Origin of the sequence: Hyphomicrobium sp. (assembly GCF_019744875.1) — a bacterium.
GTDB lineage: Bacteria > Pseudomonadota > Alphaproteobacteria > Rhizobiales > Hyphomicrobiaceae > Hyphomicrobium_C.
In genome coordinates this window covers 400,148-416,527 of record NZ_JAIETU010000006.1, presented here as the reverse complement: position 1 = coordinate 416,527, position 16,380 = coordinate 400,148, and the positions used below count along the sequence as shown (strand labels likewise).

Annotated in this window: 3 protein-coding genes (1 of these 3 running past the window's edge); all 3 read right to left on the bottom strand. The window is 67.0% G+C overall.

Annotation, left to right across the window (positions count from 1 at the left end):
* Tightly spaced (each overlapping or abutting the next), the 3 genes in view from K2Y42_RS16960 to K2Y42_RS16950 form a layout consistent with a single transcriptional unit that may run on beyond the window.
* Positions 1-12,344: the 5' portion of an SDR family NAD(P)-dependent oxidoreductase gene (locus K2Y42_RS16960; protein ID WP_291154622.1), read on the bottom strand. It extends 7,312 nt beyond the left edge of the window; only the first 12,344 of its 19,656 coding nucleotides appear in the window; its start codon is at positions 12,342-12,344; the stop codon falls past the left edge of the window.
* Positions 12,341-14,731, bottom strand: coding sequence for an ACP S-malonyltransferase (gene fabD / locus K2Y42_RS16955; RefSeq protein ID WP_291154620.1), 2,391 nt, complete (start codon positions 14,729-14,731; stop codon positions 12,341-12,343). The genes K2Y42_RS16960 and fabD overlap by 4 nt, the downstream gene beginning before the upstream one ends.
* A complete protein-coding gene (locus K2Y42_RS16950; protein ID WP_291154618.1) occupies positions 14,728-16,380 on the bottom strand; it encodes a cyclic peptide export ABC transporter in 1,653 nt (550 codons plus the stop codon). Before K2Y42_RS16950 ends, fabD begins: the two co-directional genes overlap by 4 nt.

The window sequence follows — 16,380 nt, the reverse complement described above, 5'->3', positions numbered from 1 at the left end:
GACAGAGACGGTGCATCGTTCTTGAAGCGCTGTTCCGCCTTGATGAGAAACGCGCGCGAAACGTCGGTGTAGCAATAGTCGGCGATGGCTGCGCCGAACGGCGCCAGCGCCGCGAACACATGCGCGCTCGTGGCCCCCGTACCCGCGCCGATCTCTAGGACGCGGATCGACGCTCCGGGCGCAACCTTCAGCCGATCCGCAACCCACGCGGCTGCAGCGCGCGCCACACCTGCACTGAAACGGGCCGCGACGGGGTTTGCCGTATAGACGCCCTCGACGAGATCGAGCTTCCCGCCTGGGAACATGACGGCGGGGGCGGCGCGTCGGCCCGACAGGATGTCCGGCAATGCCCGGAGCATGGTTTCAGCGAGCGTAATCTGCGCCGCGAGCGACGGCGACGCCTGCGACTTGAAACGATCCCACGCAGCCCACGCGGCATCACGCGGCTCCACGAGCGTGGCGGGCAGAAGCACATCGAGGGCGTCGCACCAGCGACCGAAGGGATCGGCAAGCGTGCGGCCAGAGAACGCGGCAACACTTGCGCGAACCACCGCCGCAATCGCAGCGTCGAGCGCTTCCATATCCGTCGCCAGACGAGCAATATCCGTCTCTTCGGGCCGCGACGCCGTATCGCTCATCAACTGCCCGGCATTCGGAATCCAATAACGCTCGCGCGCGAACGGGTAGCACGGCAGCGATACGACCCGCCCAGCAGCAGGCCCCGCAAGGCTCTCCCAGTCGAGGTCCAGCCCTTGCACCCAAAGCGTCAGCAGGCGGCCGAGGCTGCCCCGCGCGATCCAGCTCTCCGCGAGCGAGCGGATCTCGTCATCGCCGCTAAGGACGGAAATGGTCGCACGGTGATCGTTCGCATTGCCGATGTGAAGACCCGGGTGTTCGATCTTCCCGTCGAGGAAAGCGCGCAAACCGGCTTGAAACTCATCGAGGTCGGCCGCTTCGATCGCAAGCCGCGCGTCCATCGCTTCGCGCCCGACCTGCAGCGTCCACGCTATATCAGCAATGCTGAGCGAACCCACGTCGTTGCCCGCCTCGAACACCGGCTCTTGCGCAACGAGACCCGCCCCGAGTTGCGCCAGCGTCTCGACGCTATCCACGGCCCGTTGCGCAGATCCAATCTGGAAGTCACTCTCAAGCCAGGACGCGAGCGCAACGCGATGCCCGCGATCAACGCCGAGCGAGTCGAACGACTCGGCGTCATCGATCTCAGCCGGTGAAACATCCAGCAATTCGGCAAGCTTTGCGCGCAGAACCGCGACGGTCGGGCCGCCCAAACCGTCGATTGCACCTCGTGAGTTTTTCGCGGCAAGGTTCTTTTCCACCACCGCGAGCAGCCGCCCGGCCGCCACGCGCAACCTCTCCGGATCCCGCGCCGACAAAAGAATTGGATAGCTTCGCGTGGCGCCACCTGTCCGCAGCCCCTCGTCGTGCCGCCACTCCTCGACCAGCACATGTGCGTTGGCGCCGCCCGCGCCGAACGAGGAAATGCCGGCAATACGCGGCCCATTCCACGGGCCGAGCGACGTCTGCAGCCGGAACGGCGTAGTGTCGAGATCGAGCTTGGGGTTGGCCTCTGCGGCATGCAACGTCGGCGCGATCATCCCGTGCTTCATTTGCAGCACGGCCTTCGTCAGCCCCGCGATGCCCGCCGCGGCTTCGAGATGGCCGATGTTAGATTTCACCGACCCGAGCGCGCAGAACCCGCGCTCCGCGGTATCCATTCCGAACGCCTGCGCGAGCCCTTCCACCTCGATCGGATCGCCGAGGTCCGTCCCCGTGCCGTGCGCTTCAATGCACGTCACGTCGCGCGCATTGAGCCCGGCCGCGTCGAGCGCGGCACGGATCACGTCCCGCTGCGCGGCAAGATTGGGCACCGTGTAGCCGTTCGTTCGCCCTCCGTGATTGACAGCGGTGCCACGGATCACGGCATGAATGCGATCCCCGTCGGCCAGCGCACGTGACAGCGGCTTCAGCAGCAGGCACCCCACGCCCTCGCCCGGCACGAATCCGTTGGCACCCGCGCCGAAGCTCTTGCACGTCCCGTCCGGGCTCAACATGCGCGCAGCAGACAGCTCCGCGAAGTTCGACGGATGCAAATAGAGATTCACGCCGCCCGTAAGCGCCATCTCGCAGGTGCCGGCGCGCAGCGCCTCGCACGCCACGTGAATGGCGGTGAGCGACGACGAGCACATGGTATCGACCGGCACGCTCGGTCCGTTGAGATCGAGCACATGCGAGACGCGGTTGGCGATGCCAGCAAACGAGGTCGTAGGCCGCACCACCGCACCACCGGCCCCCGTGAAAGGCCCGTGCAGCGCAAAGCCGGTTTTGGTGACGCCCACATAGACGCCGACGCGCGATCGGTGCCGGAATGCGAGACGCGCGCGGCTGTAGCCGGCATCCTCGCACGCGGCCCAGGCCGCCATCAGGAACAAGCGCTCCTGCGGATCCATCGACGCGGCCTCGCGCGGCGAGATCTTGAACAGCAGCGCATCGAACTCGGCGAAGCCATCGAGGAAGCCGCCCCACTTGGCATAGCTCTGCCCGCGCGCCACGGCCGTTTCGACGTCCGGCTCGAAAAAGCCCGCGAGCGGCCAGCGATCCTGCGGCACCTCGCCGACGAGATCGCGACCCGCCGCCAAGTTGTCCCAGAAGGCATCGAGATCCTCGGCGCCCGGATATCGCCCGCTCATGCCGATGATGGCGATGGGCTCGCGCTCAGTCGCAGGCGAACGCTCCGGCGACGTACGCAACCGCACGTCCGGCCGCGCGTCACACGCTGCCCCCGGCGCGGCGGGAATTTCCGTTTCCACCGCCTCTTCGCCCGTGAAACGGCGGCATCCGTCCGGATGCTGGTCCGTGAGATGACGCGCGAGCGCCGCGAGCGTGCGATGCTCGAACAGCAACGCGGCCGACAGCGGCCCGAACATGTCGCCAAGCTCGCGATTGAGCCGCGTGATCATGAGCGAGTCGATACCGTAGGCGTCGAGTGGTGTATCCGCCGCAATGGACGCAGCCGCCACGCCGCTGACCCGCGACAGCAGATGGCGCAGCGCCTCCTCCGTGCGCTCGACGAGGCGGCGTGAAACCGGTCGCGCAGGCACAGACGCAGCGGCGACATCGGTTGCGGCGATATCCGTACAAGCGCCCGCCAGCGCCGCAGCCTCGAAATAAGTCCGGATGCGCCGCGCATCACCCGCGACGACCGCCACCTGCGGCTCATCCATGGCGAGCGCTGCACCCAACGCAGCGAGACCATCATCGGAGGAAAGCGGGCGCTGCCCCATCGCCGCGAACAGTGCCGCTTGCCCAGCGGCGTCGATCCGCATCCCGCCGTCGCGCCACAGCGGCCAGTTCACAGAAACAGCGGGAAGCTCGCCGCGCAGCGTGTGAGCCAGCGCGTCGAGGAACGCGTTCGCAGCGGCATAGTCCCCCTGCCCCGCGTTTCCGAAAGCCCCCGCGAGCGAGGAAAACAGCACGAAGCAATCGAGCGAAAGCCCTTTGCACGCCTCAGCGAGCGCCAGCGCGCCGGTCACCTTGGGAGCGAGCACGGCGTAGAGATCGGCGCGCGTCTTGTTCAAAAGCGTGCGATCCCGCAGGACACCCGCGCAGTGGAACACGCCGTTGAGAGCGCCCTCACAGCGCACCGTCTCCGCCACGAGTTCCACGACCGCGTCCGCATCGCAAACGTCGACCTGATGATAGCGGGCTCGCGCGCCGGCCTTCTGCAGCGCATCGAGAAGGGACTGGCGCTCGGGATCGAGCGGCGACGCCCCGGTCAACACGAGAACCGGCGCGTTCGCGCGCGCCGCGATGTCGAACGCAAGGAGACGTCCAAGCCCGCCCAAGCCGCCCGTGATGAGATAGACACCCCCGTCGCGCCAGGCCGGCCGCGCGAGCGGCGCATGCGGGCTTTCCTCCCACGTTAAAACGAGGCGGCGGTCCCTCTCTATTCGAACACACCGATACGCCGACTGGCGTGCCTCGGCATCGAGCAGCGCCGCAACTGCGCCCGGTGCAAGCCCTGCGGAAACGCCAACCACCTGGCCCGTGAGATGCGCGCATTCCGCGCGGGCGGTATCAAGCAACGCACCGAGCCCAGCGAACAGAGGCCCGTCATCCTCCAAGGCATGAACAAGCTGAACGAAGACCGGCGCGGCATCCCTGCGGGCCAGCTCCGATTGCAGCGCCTCGAGCAAGACGCCCGCGGACGCCGCATACCGGGCCGCAACATCCCCCGTCGCGGGCATACAATCGATGACGCGACACCCCGCCGTCTCAGACACGTCGACCCCGCACGAGAGAACGAGGCGCCGTCGCGGCGCGTCGCGCTTCGGCTGCGAAAGCGCCGCCTCAGTCCAACGCGGGACATGAAGCACGACCTCGCCTTTTGGAGTGGCTTCCGGAGACGCAGAGCCAATCTTCTGGCCCGGAATCCAGAAGCGCGTGTCGGCAAACGCGCGCGCAGCCAATGGCGGACGCCGGTTGCGCCCGCCCGCATACGCCTCGACCACGACATGCGCATTGACGCCCCCGAACCCGAAGCTCGAAACGCCCGCGCGCTTCGGAAGCTCGGAGCCCTGCGCATCGACACGGCGCGGCCACGGCGTCGGCTCGCGAACGATTAAGAACGGCGTCCCGCTAAGCTCGACATGCGGATTGAGCGCGCGGCAGTGGAGCGTCGGCGGCATGATCCCGCGCTCCATCGCGCCGAGCACCTTCACAACCCCGGCCAGTCCCGCGGCGGCTTCCAGATGCCCGATGTTCGATTTCACCGCGCCGAGACCGATCGGAGGCAGCACACCCCCGTCGCCCGCAAGCTTCCGGTACGCGGCACCGAGCGCTGCGACCTCGACCGGATCTCCCAACGCCGTCCCGGTGCCGTGGGCCTCGATGAAACCGATGGTGGCCGGATCGATGCCCGCCATCGCCTGTTCGATGAGTTCCGCCTGCGCCTTCGCGTTAGGCGCCGTCAGCGCGCCCGCCCGTCCGCCATGATTGACGGCGCCGCCGACAAGAACGCCGAAAATAGAGTCGCCGTCGGCTTCGGCGTTCGTAAGCGGCTTCAGCAACAGCGCCACCACGCCCTCGCCACGCGCATAGCCATTGGCATCCACCGAGAACGTCTTGCAGCGCCCGTCCGGGCTCAGCATGCCGGCGAGGTGCGGCCCCTCGAAGCCCTCGACCGCCAGCGTAAGATTGACGCCGCCCACCAGCGCCATCGCGCAGCGGCCCGCCGCCAGCGCATCCGCCGCACGCACCAGCGCCACGAGCGAGCTGGAACACGCCGTATCGATCGCCTCGCTCGGACCCCGAACGTCGAGGACATGCGAGATGCGATTGGCGACCATCGCCAGCGAATTGCCCGTGGCTGCGAACCCGTCGTGCGCAATGGCGTGGGCTTCGAGCAGGCTCGCATAGTCACGTCCCGACACACCGACGAACACGCCCGTATCGCGCGGCAGGTCTTCCGGACGATATCCAGCCTGCTCCAGCGCCCGCCACGACGTCTCGAGCATGAGACGCTGCTGGGGATCCAAGCGCTCCGCTTCCACCGGCGAGATACGGAAGAACGCCGCGTCGAAACGGTCCACGTCAGCCAGGAAGCCACCGCGCTTCGCGAAGCTCGCCTGCTTCAGGCGGTCCGCATAGGCGCCCGTGTAGCGATGGTGCGGGAACGGGCTTGTCAGATCCTCACCCGCGAGCAAACGCTCGATGAAGTCATCGACCGACTCCGCCCCCGGCAATCGCGCCGCCATGCCCACGATCGCGATGCTCATGCCGCCGCTCTTACGCCCCGGCGAACGCTCGTCCTGAGAAGCAATCCCTGCCCCCGGGAGCACAGCCACTTCGCTGGCGCCCCCGGCGCCGCGCGACGCGAGATGCTGCGCGAGCGCCTCGATGTGCTCGCAGTCGAAGAAGATCGCGGGCGAGACCGGCACGCCGAAGCGCTCGCCGATCAGCGCTGCGAACCGCGTCAGCGAGATGGAATCGAACCCGAGATCGTAGAACGACGTACGCGCGCTCAGCGTCCCGCGATCGAACTTGAGAAGATCGGCCGCAAGCTCCGTCAACGCGCTCGCGAGCTGCCCTTCACCGGCCGAGCGCGCGGGCTGCCGCGGGTCAGCTTTGAGTTCCGTGTACAGGCCGTCGCTCAACGCGCGCGCGCCGAGCGGCCGAACCACGGACGGCGCATCGGCCCGCGCCGGATACCAGCACCGCACCCGCTCGAAGGGATACGTCGGCAAGGAAACACGGTAGGGGCGCCGCCCCGCGTGATGCGCCTCCCAGTCGATGCCGGTGCCGTCCACCCACGCCGTCGCCACCCGATCCAGCGCGCGGGCGCCCGTATCCGCCGCAACGCGCACCGTATCGAAACGCGGCTCGCGATCAAGCGTACTCGGCGTGTACCAGACGCGGCTTCCGCTCGCGGGCTTCGCCAGGAACGCGGCCAGCTTGACGACAAGATCGTCACAGCCTTCGGCCACGACCGCGAGACGGCACGGCAGCTCCGTTCGGCCCGTTTGCAGTGTAAAGGCGATGTCGGCGAGCGCCGGCTCGGGAGCCGACGCGATGAAGTCGCGCATCCGCGCCACGAGCCGGAGAAGCGCGGCCTCGGTCATCGCCGAAAAGACGCAAACTTCAGCCCCACCCGGATGCGGCATGCGCGAGCCGGGGATGTGCTCCTCGATGATCAGATGCGCGTTCATGCCGCCCGCGCCGATCGAGGTCACGCCGGCCCGGCGCGGCAGCGCGCGACCGTCAGGCCCAGCCACACGCGGCCACGGCGCAAGCGCGCGCTGGACGTAGAACGGCGTCGTCGCGAACGGAATATCGGGATTGAGCGTTTCGGCATGCAGAGACGGCGCAAGCTGGCCGTGCTTCATCTGCATCAGAACCTTCGCCACACCCGCCACGGCCGCCGCCGCCAGCAGATGCGCGACGTTCGATTTCACGGTTCCGATCGGGCAGAACTGCGTGTCGGCTGTGTGCGCGCGATACGCCTGCGTCAGCGCCCGGACTTCGATCGGATCTCCGAGCGCAGTGCCCGACCCATGCCCCTCGACATACCCGATCGTTCGCGGATCGATCCCCGCATCGTCGATCGCACCGCTAACGGCCGCGGCCTGTTGCGCGGGGCTCGGCACCGTAAAGCCGTTCCGCACGCCAGCGTTGGTGACGGCCGTGCCCTTGATCACACCATAGATGTGGTCGCCGTCCCGAATGGCATCGGCGCGTCGCTTCAGGACGACCGCACCCACCCCTTCGCCGAGGATCGTGCCGTCCGCGCCGACGCCATAACCGCGCACGACATCAGCGGTCTTGCTCGTGAAATGTTCCTGCGAAACGGCGATCAGCTTCTGCGGGTGCAGCAGCAGGCTCACGCCACCCGCAAGCGCCATCTTGCAGCGCCCCGCGCGCAGCATGTGCACGGCTTCGTGCATGCAGGTCGCCGCCGCCGAGCACATCGTGTCGAGAAAATATGAGGGCCCCGTCAGGCCGTAGAAATAGGACACCATGTTCGGCAACGTGCCGGTATAGCTGCCGCTCGCCCGCGCTCCGCCCGACAGCATGCTCTCGAAACCGAAATAATCGTACTCGTTGGTCATCGACCCCACGAGAACCGCAACGTCGCCGCCCATCTTCGTTTGCAGCGTCTCGCGCGAATAGCCGGCGTCCTCGAACGCCTCCACGCTCGCCTCCAGGAACAGCCGCACCTCCGGGCTCATCAGCTCGGCTTCGGCCTGCGATATCCGGAAATAACGCGGATCGAACGCGTCGATATCGTCGAGAAACGCGCCGGTTTTGACGACCGTCTTGCCGAGCACGTCGCGGTCCGGATGATAGATCGCCTCGTGATCCCATCGCTCGCGCGGCACCGGCCCGACGCCGTGCAGCCCCTTCGACAGCATCTCCCAGAACGCGTCTTTATCCGCCGCCTTGGCGACGCGAAGGGAGATGCCGATGATCGCGATATCGTGCGTGTCGTCGTGATCGGCGGATGCGAGATTTTCTTGCGGCGCTTCCCGCTTTACGTCGTCTCGCTTTTGCAAAGCCGCAACCTGCATCGGCGCGGCGGCACCCGGTAACGCCCGCGCAAGAGCCGCCCCGTGCTCCTCAACCAAATGAGCGGCAAGGCTCGCGAGCGTGACATACTCGAAGAACAACGTCTTCGACAACGGCCCGAGCACGCTTTCCAGGCGCGCCGTCACATCGACGATGATGATCGAATCGAGACCGTACTCGACGAGCGCGGTTTCGGCGCGAATGCGAGCCGCATCGATCTGCGTCGCGTCCGACAGAAGCTCTTTGAGATGCGCGATGGTGCGCGCAACGAGATCCGCATCGGGAAGGACCGCGCGGTCCGCATCGGCGGGCGGCGTCTCTGGCGCCGCGGCCTCCTCCAAAAGAGGACCGATGCGCGTGGGATCGCCGTGCAGAACAACTGAACGGGTCGCGTCCGGCAACGAGAGCAGCCGCCACAGCGCGTCAAGGCCGACGTCGCTCGGCAGCGGCTCAGTCCCGAAGCGGCGGCGCAGAGCTTCCACGAACGGCGGCGCGACCGACATGCCGCCCTCAGCCCACAACGGCCAGGCGATGGCGCGCGTTACACCACGGCGCTCGCCGCGGAGCATAGCCTCCGCGCGATGCTCGGCGAATGCGTCCATGAACGCATTTGCGCCCGCATACGCGCCTTGCCCAGCGTTGCCGAACACGGATGCGACGGACGAACAGAGCACGAAGAACTGCAAATCGATATGCGCCGTCGCGGCATCGACAATGAGCGTGCCGTCGATTTTCGGCCGGAGCACTTTGTCCGCGCGATCCGCATCGCCACCAAAAATGAACGCGTCGTCCAGCACGCCCGCGCCATGAATGACGCCGCGCAACGGCGCGAATGTTCTCTCGACGTTTGCAACAAGCCCCGCAACGTCTTCACGGCAAGCAACGTCGCACGGAATGACCCGGACGTCGGCGCCGCGCTGTGCCAGCGCTTCGATCCGCTCTGCCTGCGGGCCCGAGACCGACCCGCTGCGCCCACTGAGAACGATGCGACGCGCACCGCGCGCAACCAGTCCCCCCGCAAACAACAGCCCCAGCCCGCCGAGGCCGCCGGTGATCCAGTACGCGCCATCAGGATCGAGTTGCAGCGCCGATCGTTCGGACACCGGATCGTCAACGGGCTCAGGCTGCCAGACGCACCTCTCGCCATCCCGGCTGTAGCGAACCTCGACGAACGTATCCGAACAGGCGGCCTCCGCCGCAACGATGCCAGCGAGCCCGGCAGCATCTTGCGCGCCATCGACGCGAACGACGACACCGCACAGCTTGGGATTTTCAAGCGCGGCAGTTCGCAGAAGCCCAACGAGCGGCGCGGAGAGGTAGGCCGGCAAAGCGTCCGGCACGACAATGACAATTTTCCGCGACTCCTTCAGCCCCGACGCCATCGCCGCCGCCAGATGAGCGTGGATCGCGCGCCACCAGCGCCCGGCCGTGTCCGCATCGTCGGACTCGTCACGCAACGGCAAAACATGAACCTTCAGCCCCATCCGCTGCGCGAGCAGACCTTGAAAACCGGAAAGCTCACCAGACACGAAAAGGTCGACATCAATCTTGCGCGCAGGCCCGCCGACTTTCTGCGCGGGGCGCTCCTGCCAGATCCCGCGCGCGAGCACGAGGCGAGTGCTGCTTCCCTCATCCAAAGCGGGTCTGTCCGCGTCTGTCACGCGATGGGCAGCGTCCCCAACGAGACGCAAGGCCACCTCGCGAAAAGCCACGCACACGTTGCCGTCGCGATCGGTGAGATCGATGTCGAGATGCAGCACGGCACCGGATGCTCCAGCGTCGCGCCGCGAGCGCACGCACGGTCGCACGTACGCCCACATGCGCGCCTCACACGCCCGCGCAACGATCACCTCGCGGCAGGCGAACGGAACGCCCGCACCCTTCGGTGCGTCGGCATCGAGCGCGACCCACGCCTGAATGGCCGCGTCGAGCAAAACAGGATGCAGCGGAAGCTCACCGAGCGACCCCGCGAGGCGGCGCGCAAGCCGAAGCTCCGCCAGCACGAAGCCGTCTCCGCGATGCACCGGCGCCAGCGCTTGGAAGGAGGGCCCGTGCGTAATGCCGCGCGCGGAAAGGCGCTCATAGCACGTCAGCGGGTCGATCATTTCAGAAGCCCGAGCCTTCAAGGCAGCGAGATCGTGCCGCGTGGCCGAAGCCTCAGCAGGTTCGATGCGCCCCTGCACGGACGTCGCGCTCGCCCCCTCGCTGTCCTGCGTCGCTACGGTGAAGTCCGCGCCTTCACCCGATCGGGACAGCCGCATGTCGACATCGACTGGACCTTCCCCGGCGACGATCGCGCGCCTCCAGACCACATCCGTCATCCGCAACGGCCGTACGGCGGATGCCGCGCTGGCAAAAGCCGCCCGCGCCATCTCGAGCGCAACAACGCCGGGAAGGATCGTCCTTCCCTGCACGACATGCTCGGCGAAGAAGAATTCCGATCCCGAAAAGCGCGACCGGTAGGCGATCGCATCGAACGTCGAGACGTTGCGATGCAGGAACGGATGCGCCACAGGCTCGGCGTCCTTGGAGCCGAAAGCCGTATCGAACCAATGGCGCTCGCGCATGAACGGATAGAGCGGCGCATGCAGCCTGCGCGCGCCCTCCGGCACATCGAATATGACCTCTCCGCCCGCCACCCACAGGTCGGCGCCGCGCCACGGATCTTCGCTCGCAATCTCTCCGCCCGGCAACCGCACGCGCTCGTCGCTCGTGCCCGCGATGAAGGTGGACAACGCCGCCGCGAGCCCGGCGCAATCCTCGACAACGAACGCGACGCGGCACGCCATCGGCTCGCGCGCCGTCTGGAACGTCAGCGCGACATCCGCGAAATCCACGTTCGGCCGCTGCAAGATGAAATCACGCAGGTCGGCGGCATAGCGCTTCAGCGCGTCATCGGTCCGTGCCGAAAGCGGAAACACGATACGCCCGTTCGCCGATGACGCGCGCCTTGATGGCCGTTTCGCGTCCTCAATCACCACATGCGCATTGGTGCCGCCAAAACCGAACGAGCTCACGCCAGCGCGCCTCGGATGGCCAGCAACGCGCGGCCACGCCGTCATGTCGCTCTGGATGCGGAACGGCGATCCCGCGAAGTCGATGAGCGGATTGAGCGTCTCGAATCCGACGTTCGGCGGCAACGCCTCGTGACGCAGGGCGGCCAGCACCTTGACGACACCGGCGACACCCGCGGCACCTTCGAGATGTCCGATGTTCGTCTTGACCGATCCGATACCACATGAGCCGGCCTCCAGCTCCACGCCGGTCTCCGCCGCGCGCACCCGGAATGCGGTCTTGAGGCCCGCGATCTCGATCGGATCGCCAAGCGGCGTGCCAGGCCCGTGCGCCTCCACATAGCTCACGCTCTGCGGCGCGACACCAGCCCGGCGATGCACGTCAGCGATCAGATCTGCCTGCGCGTTCGGATTGGTGACTGTAAGCGAGCTGGTGCGCCCACCGTGGTTGGTGCCGATGCCCGCGATGACCGCGTGGATCGGATCGCCGTCCTGCTCGGCGCGCGCCAGCGGCTTCAGCAGCAACACCGCGCCGCCCTCGCCACGCACATAGCCGTCCGCTCGCGCATCGAACGCTTTCGCGAGACCGTCGCGCGAGAGCATGCCGCTCTTTGCAAACGCGATGAAGTGATCCGGCGACCACGCGAGGTTCACCCCGCCCGCAAGCGCCAGGTCGCAAACGCCACGGTCGAGATCACGCACGGCATCGTTGATGGCCACGAGCGACGCCGCGCACGCCGTATCGTTCGTGACACTGGGCCCGCGAAAATCGAAGGCATGCGACACGCGGTTCGCGATCACGGAGAACGCGATACCGGTCGGCGTATGCGCTTCGACGCGCGCGAGGTGCTTCTGGATCAGCTCGGCGTAGTCCCAATGGCAAACGCCCATGTAGACGCCGGTACGGCTGCCGGCCAGCGCGCTCGCGCACAGCCCCGCATCCTCGATCGCGTGCCAGGCCATCTCCAGCGCGAAGCGCTGTTGCGGATCCATCCACGCGGCCTCGCGCGGGGAAATGTTGAAGAAGTCCGCGTCGAACGCGTCCGCGTCGGCAACAAAGCCGCCCCAGATGCTGTTGGTCTTGTGGCCCGTCGCGGGATTGCCGCGGAACTCGCGCGTGCTCCAGCGACGCGCCGGAACCTCGGTGATCAGCGAGCGGCCCGCCGCCAGATGCGCCCAAAACGCATCGAGGTTGTCCGCGCCGGGCAGCCGCATCCCCACGCCGATGATGGCGACCGGCCCTGTCATGGCAGCGCCGATCCCGCCTGCATGGCCGAGAAGCGGCGACCGAGCAGGTTCGCCGTCTCGTCCATCAGACGAAGCCCGATTTCGTCAATGTGCCGGTCGCGCCAATCGGAAAGACCGGCCACCTTGGCCCACTGATTGAACGCGCCCTGCGCCGGGCCGCACTGCACCTGGAAATCCACCTTGTGCGCAAGATCGCCCGCCAGCGCCCATCGCGTCGCATCGCGGAAGTAGGCCTTGAACACCAGCGCCATGCGGTGCTTCGGAGAGCGGCGCGCACGGTCCACCTCGGGGCCCGGATAGCGCGCACTGATCTCCTCGAACACAGCCGCGAGGCTGCGCTTGAAGTAGCGCTCCTCGATCAGCCCGCGCGTCTTCGCGTCGATCTCGTCAAGCGCGTCATGCTGGCGATAGAGCCCCACCAGCTTGGTCGCCCGCGCCGGAAAGAAAATGCCCTTCTTGAGCACCTGCACGCGCGATCCGAGTTCGAACAGCTCGCCGGAGGGCGCGTAATCCGTGTCGTGCACGTTCATGGACTGAAGCAGGTCCTTGACGGCATCGCTGGTCGCGGCTTCGACAGTGCACTGGTTGATCGACCCGGTGAGGATGAAGTCCGCCCCCATCACCCACATCGCCGCCGCGGCTTCCGGCGTGCCGATGCCGCCGGCCGCGCCAACATGCACGCGCCCAAAACGCGGCGTACGCGCCGCGCACGTGTCGCGCAGCATGAGGATGGCGGGCAGCAGCGTCAGCGGCATACGCTGGTCGGTATGGCCGCCACTGTCGGCTTCGACGCAAATGGAGTCCGCAACCGGCGCGTGGCGCGCAAGCTCCGCTTCGTCCGGCGTCAGCGCCCCGCCTGCTAAGAGCTTGACGAGGATCGTCTCCGGCGGCGGCAAGAGGAACTGCTCGGCCACATCGGGACGCGAAACCTTGGCGATGATCCTGTGCCGCCCGCGGATACGGCTACCATCCTTGACCAGCCCCTTCGCGCGATAGCGCACGAGCGCCGGCGTCACCTGCATGAAGGCGGACGCCTCGATGGTCGTCACGCCAAGCGACATGAGGAGATCGGCAAGCTCCTCCTCGCGCTCAGGCGCATGCGTATGGGCGATGAAATTGACGCCGTACGGTGCCCCGGCCGGGATCCGGGCCTGGATTTCTCGGACCGCCGCCTCGATAGCCGGAAGCCGCAGGCCACCAGCTCCAAGGAACCCGAGAAGACCGGCGTTCGCCATGCGAACGACGACATCCGCGGAGGCGATGCCCTGATACATGCCGCCGGACAGATAGGGATAGCGAACGTCGAAGTCCGCGCAGAACGCGCGCGACCCGAGCCGTTCCATGCTGAAGCCTGACGCACCGTTCCGTGTCGCCTCGCGCGGCGCGATCTCGACGGCAGTCGCCGAATTCGTAGCCGCGCTCCCATTGACATGCGCATGGCCGTTGAGCTTGCCGTTCGGCGTGCCCTCCGGCGAATGCTTATCTGGTGCCTTCTGTGGCGCGGGCTCGCGCAGCGCCACGTCGACCGGCCCGCCTTCGCTGAGCGTGCGTGCCACCATCGCCTTGACGACGCTCACGCCCTTCGGCGCGATCTCGTCGAAGTCTCCAACCGTCAGTCCCTGCGCCAGGAGATAGCGGATGCTGTCAGCCCAGCGCACGGGTGCCGTGATCTGCTCCACCATGCGCTCACGAAGCAGCCCCGCCTCGTGCGGCCGCGCGGTGACGTTGGAAATGACGGGAATGCGGGGTGCGGAGAACGTGGCATTGGCCGCAACCTCGCGAAACGCATCGCGCGCGGGCGTCATGAACGGCGTATGAAATGCCCCGCTGACGTCGAGCACTTTGAAGAACGTCGCGCCCGCGTCGTGGAACGCAGCCTCCAGCCGCACGACCGCGTCGCGCTTCCCCGAGATCACGATCTGGCGCGGCGTGTTGACGTTGGCCGCGTAGACGTCGCCCGCGCCATGACGCGCGAGCACATCCGCGACCTGATCGGCGTCGAGGCCGAGCACCGCCGCCATGCCGCCACCGTGCACCGCGCCCATCAGCTCGCCGCGCGCCTTGACGAGGCGAAGCCCGGTTTCGAAGTCCAAAGCCTCGGCCGCAAACAGCGCGACATACTCGGCCACCGAGTGGCCCATCAGATAGTCCGGACGCGGCAAGGCATCACGTCGGCTGAGGTAAGCGAGCGCACCCACCGCAAACAGCGCCGGCTGCGTGAAGCGCGTCTGCATGAGGCGCTCTGCTGGCCCTTCAAGACAAAGCTGCACCAGCGAAACACCGAGAATGTCGTCGGCGCGCGCGACGAGATCCGGAAAGGCGCCGAACAGCTCCGCGCCCATGCCGACGCGCTGCGCACCCTGACCGGGAAAGAGGAAGGCCCTCATGCCTCCCTCCAGGCCGCGCCGGGACGCTCCCAAAGCACCGCGCCGAGATCGAGCCGCACGACCCTGTCGGCCACATGCCAGTAGCGCTCGTCGTGCGTGACGGCGATGATCGTTTTGCCCTTCGCCTTCAGGTCTGCGAGGATCTTCGTGTAGAAGTACTTGCGGAAGAGAACGTCCTGTTCCGCCGACCACTCGTCGAACACATAGATCGGGCGATCCTCGAGCAGCGCCGCGATCAGCGCGAGCCGCTTGCGCTGCCCCGTCGACAGGCTGATCTGGGTGAAGCGGCCGTTCTCGAAGCGGACTTTGTGCGCAAGTCCCATCTCCAGGATCATCCGCTGCACCTCGGCCGGATCGGCATCCTCGATGCCGTAGAGCCGGTCGAACAGATGGAAGTCCGCGAACACGGCGCTGAACTGCTCGCGAAGCCCCGCCACCGCGCGCTCTTCGAGCGGCCGCCCGTCGATTTCGATGACGCCGTCGTCCGCCGGGTAAAGTCCCGTCAGAAGACGCAGCGTCGTGGACTTGCCGCTGCCGTTGCCGCCAACCAGGAACAGCGTCTCGCCAGCGTGAACGACAAGATCCAGCGGACCCACCCGGAATCCCGCGCCGTCGTGGTTGCGCCCGTGCGTGTACGTGAGCCCGCGATAAGCAATCTCACGGAAACCGCGGCAGGCCCCGCCCATGGCACGCGCCTCGGCGGGCGACACCGCCCCACCGGCGTCCAGTTGCCGCTCGATGTCCGCAATCGCCCTCAACCCCACGTCCGCCTGGATGAACAGTGGCGACTGCGCCACGATCTTGGCCAGCGGCCCCATGCAGAACAACAGCGTCGGGATGAGCTGGAAGACCAGAACGCCGTGCGCGGTGAGATATTGAGGCAGGATGAATCCCACGACGCCGAGCATCAGGTAGGTCACGAAGCTGCTCAGGAGAATGAGTGACGCCCAGTGCTCGCCGGCCTCGACGGCGGCCGTTTCGGCTGCGGCCGACGCGGTGCCGTATGCGGCCATGGCCGCGTCGCTCCGGCGCGTATTGAGCCGCAGCTCCTTGAAGCCGTTGATGATGTCACCCGTAGCATCGAGCATCCGGGATTGGTGGCCAAAACCGCGCTCGAGCGTGTCGCGGAAATCGTCGTTGATCCGCCGATAGCCGAGGATGCCGATCGCAACCGCGGCGATGAAAATGACGAGCGCCATCGGCGACAGGTAGGCGAGATAGAGCAGCGACACGACCAGAAGCACGCTTTGCTGGAAGCTGTCCACGATCAGAGGAAATGTCACCGACAGATGCGTTGTCTCGCGCGAAATCAGGCCGTAGAGCTGGCTGCGGCCGATGCCGTCCACCACCGGCAGCTCCGACATGCGCAACTTGTCCGTGACGCGCACGCGCAAGTCCCGCAACAGCCGCTCGATCACGATGTTGGCGCGCAGAAGCGCAATTCGGTTGCATTGGTAGTAGATCCCGAACGACGCGACGAAGAGCAGCCACAGCCAGAGCGCCGGGCTCGCGCCGACCGCCACTTTGTTCGCCACCTCATTGACGACAACAACCAGCAGCGCATTGGCGACGCCCGCCACGAGCGTCAGCAGCAGCATCCTCCTGAGGTCGTTGGCGCTGGCGCCCCTTATGAAGTTTAGGATGACCAC

What these genes read in the sequence shown, in the direction of transcription:
- fabD (WP_291154620.1), bottom strand. Translation starts at nt 14,731, where the DNA reads ATGAGGGCCTTCCTCTTTCCCGGTCAGGGTGCGCAGCGCGTCGGCATG.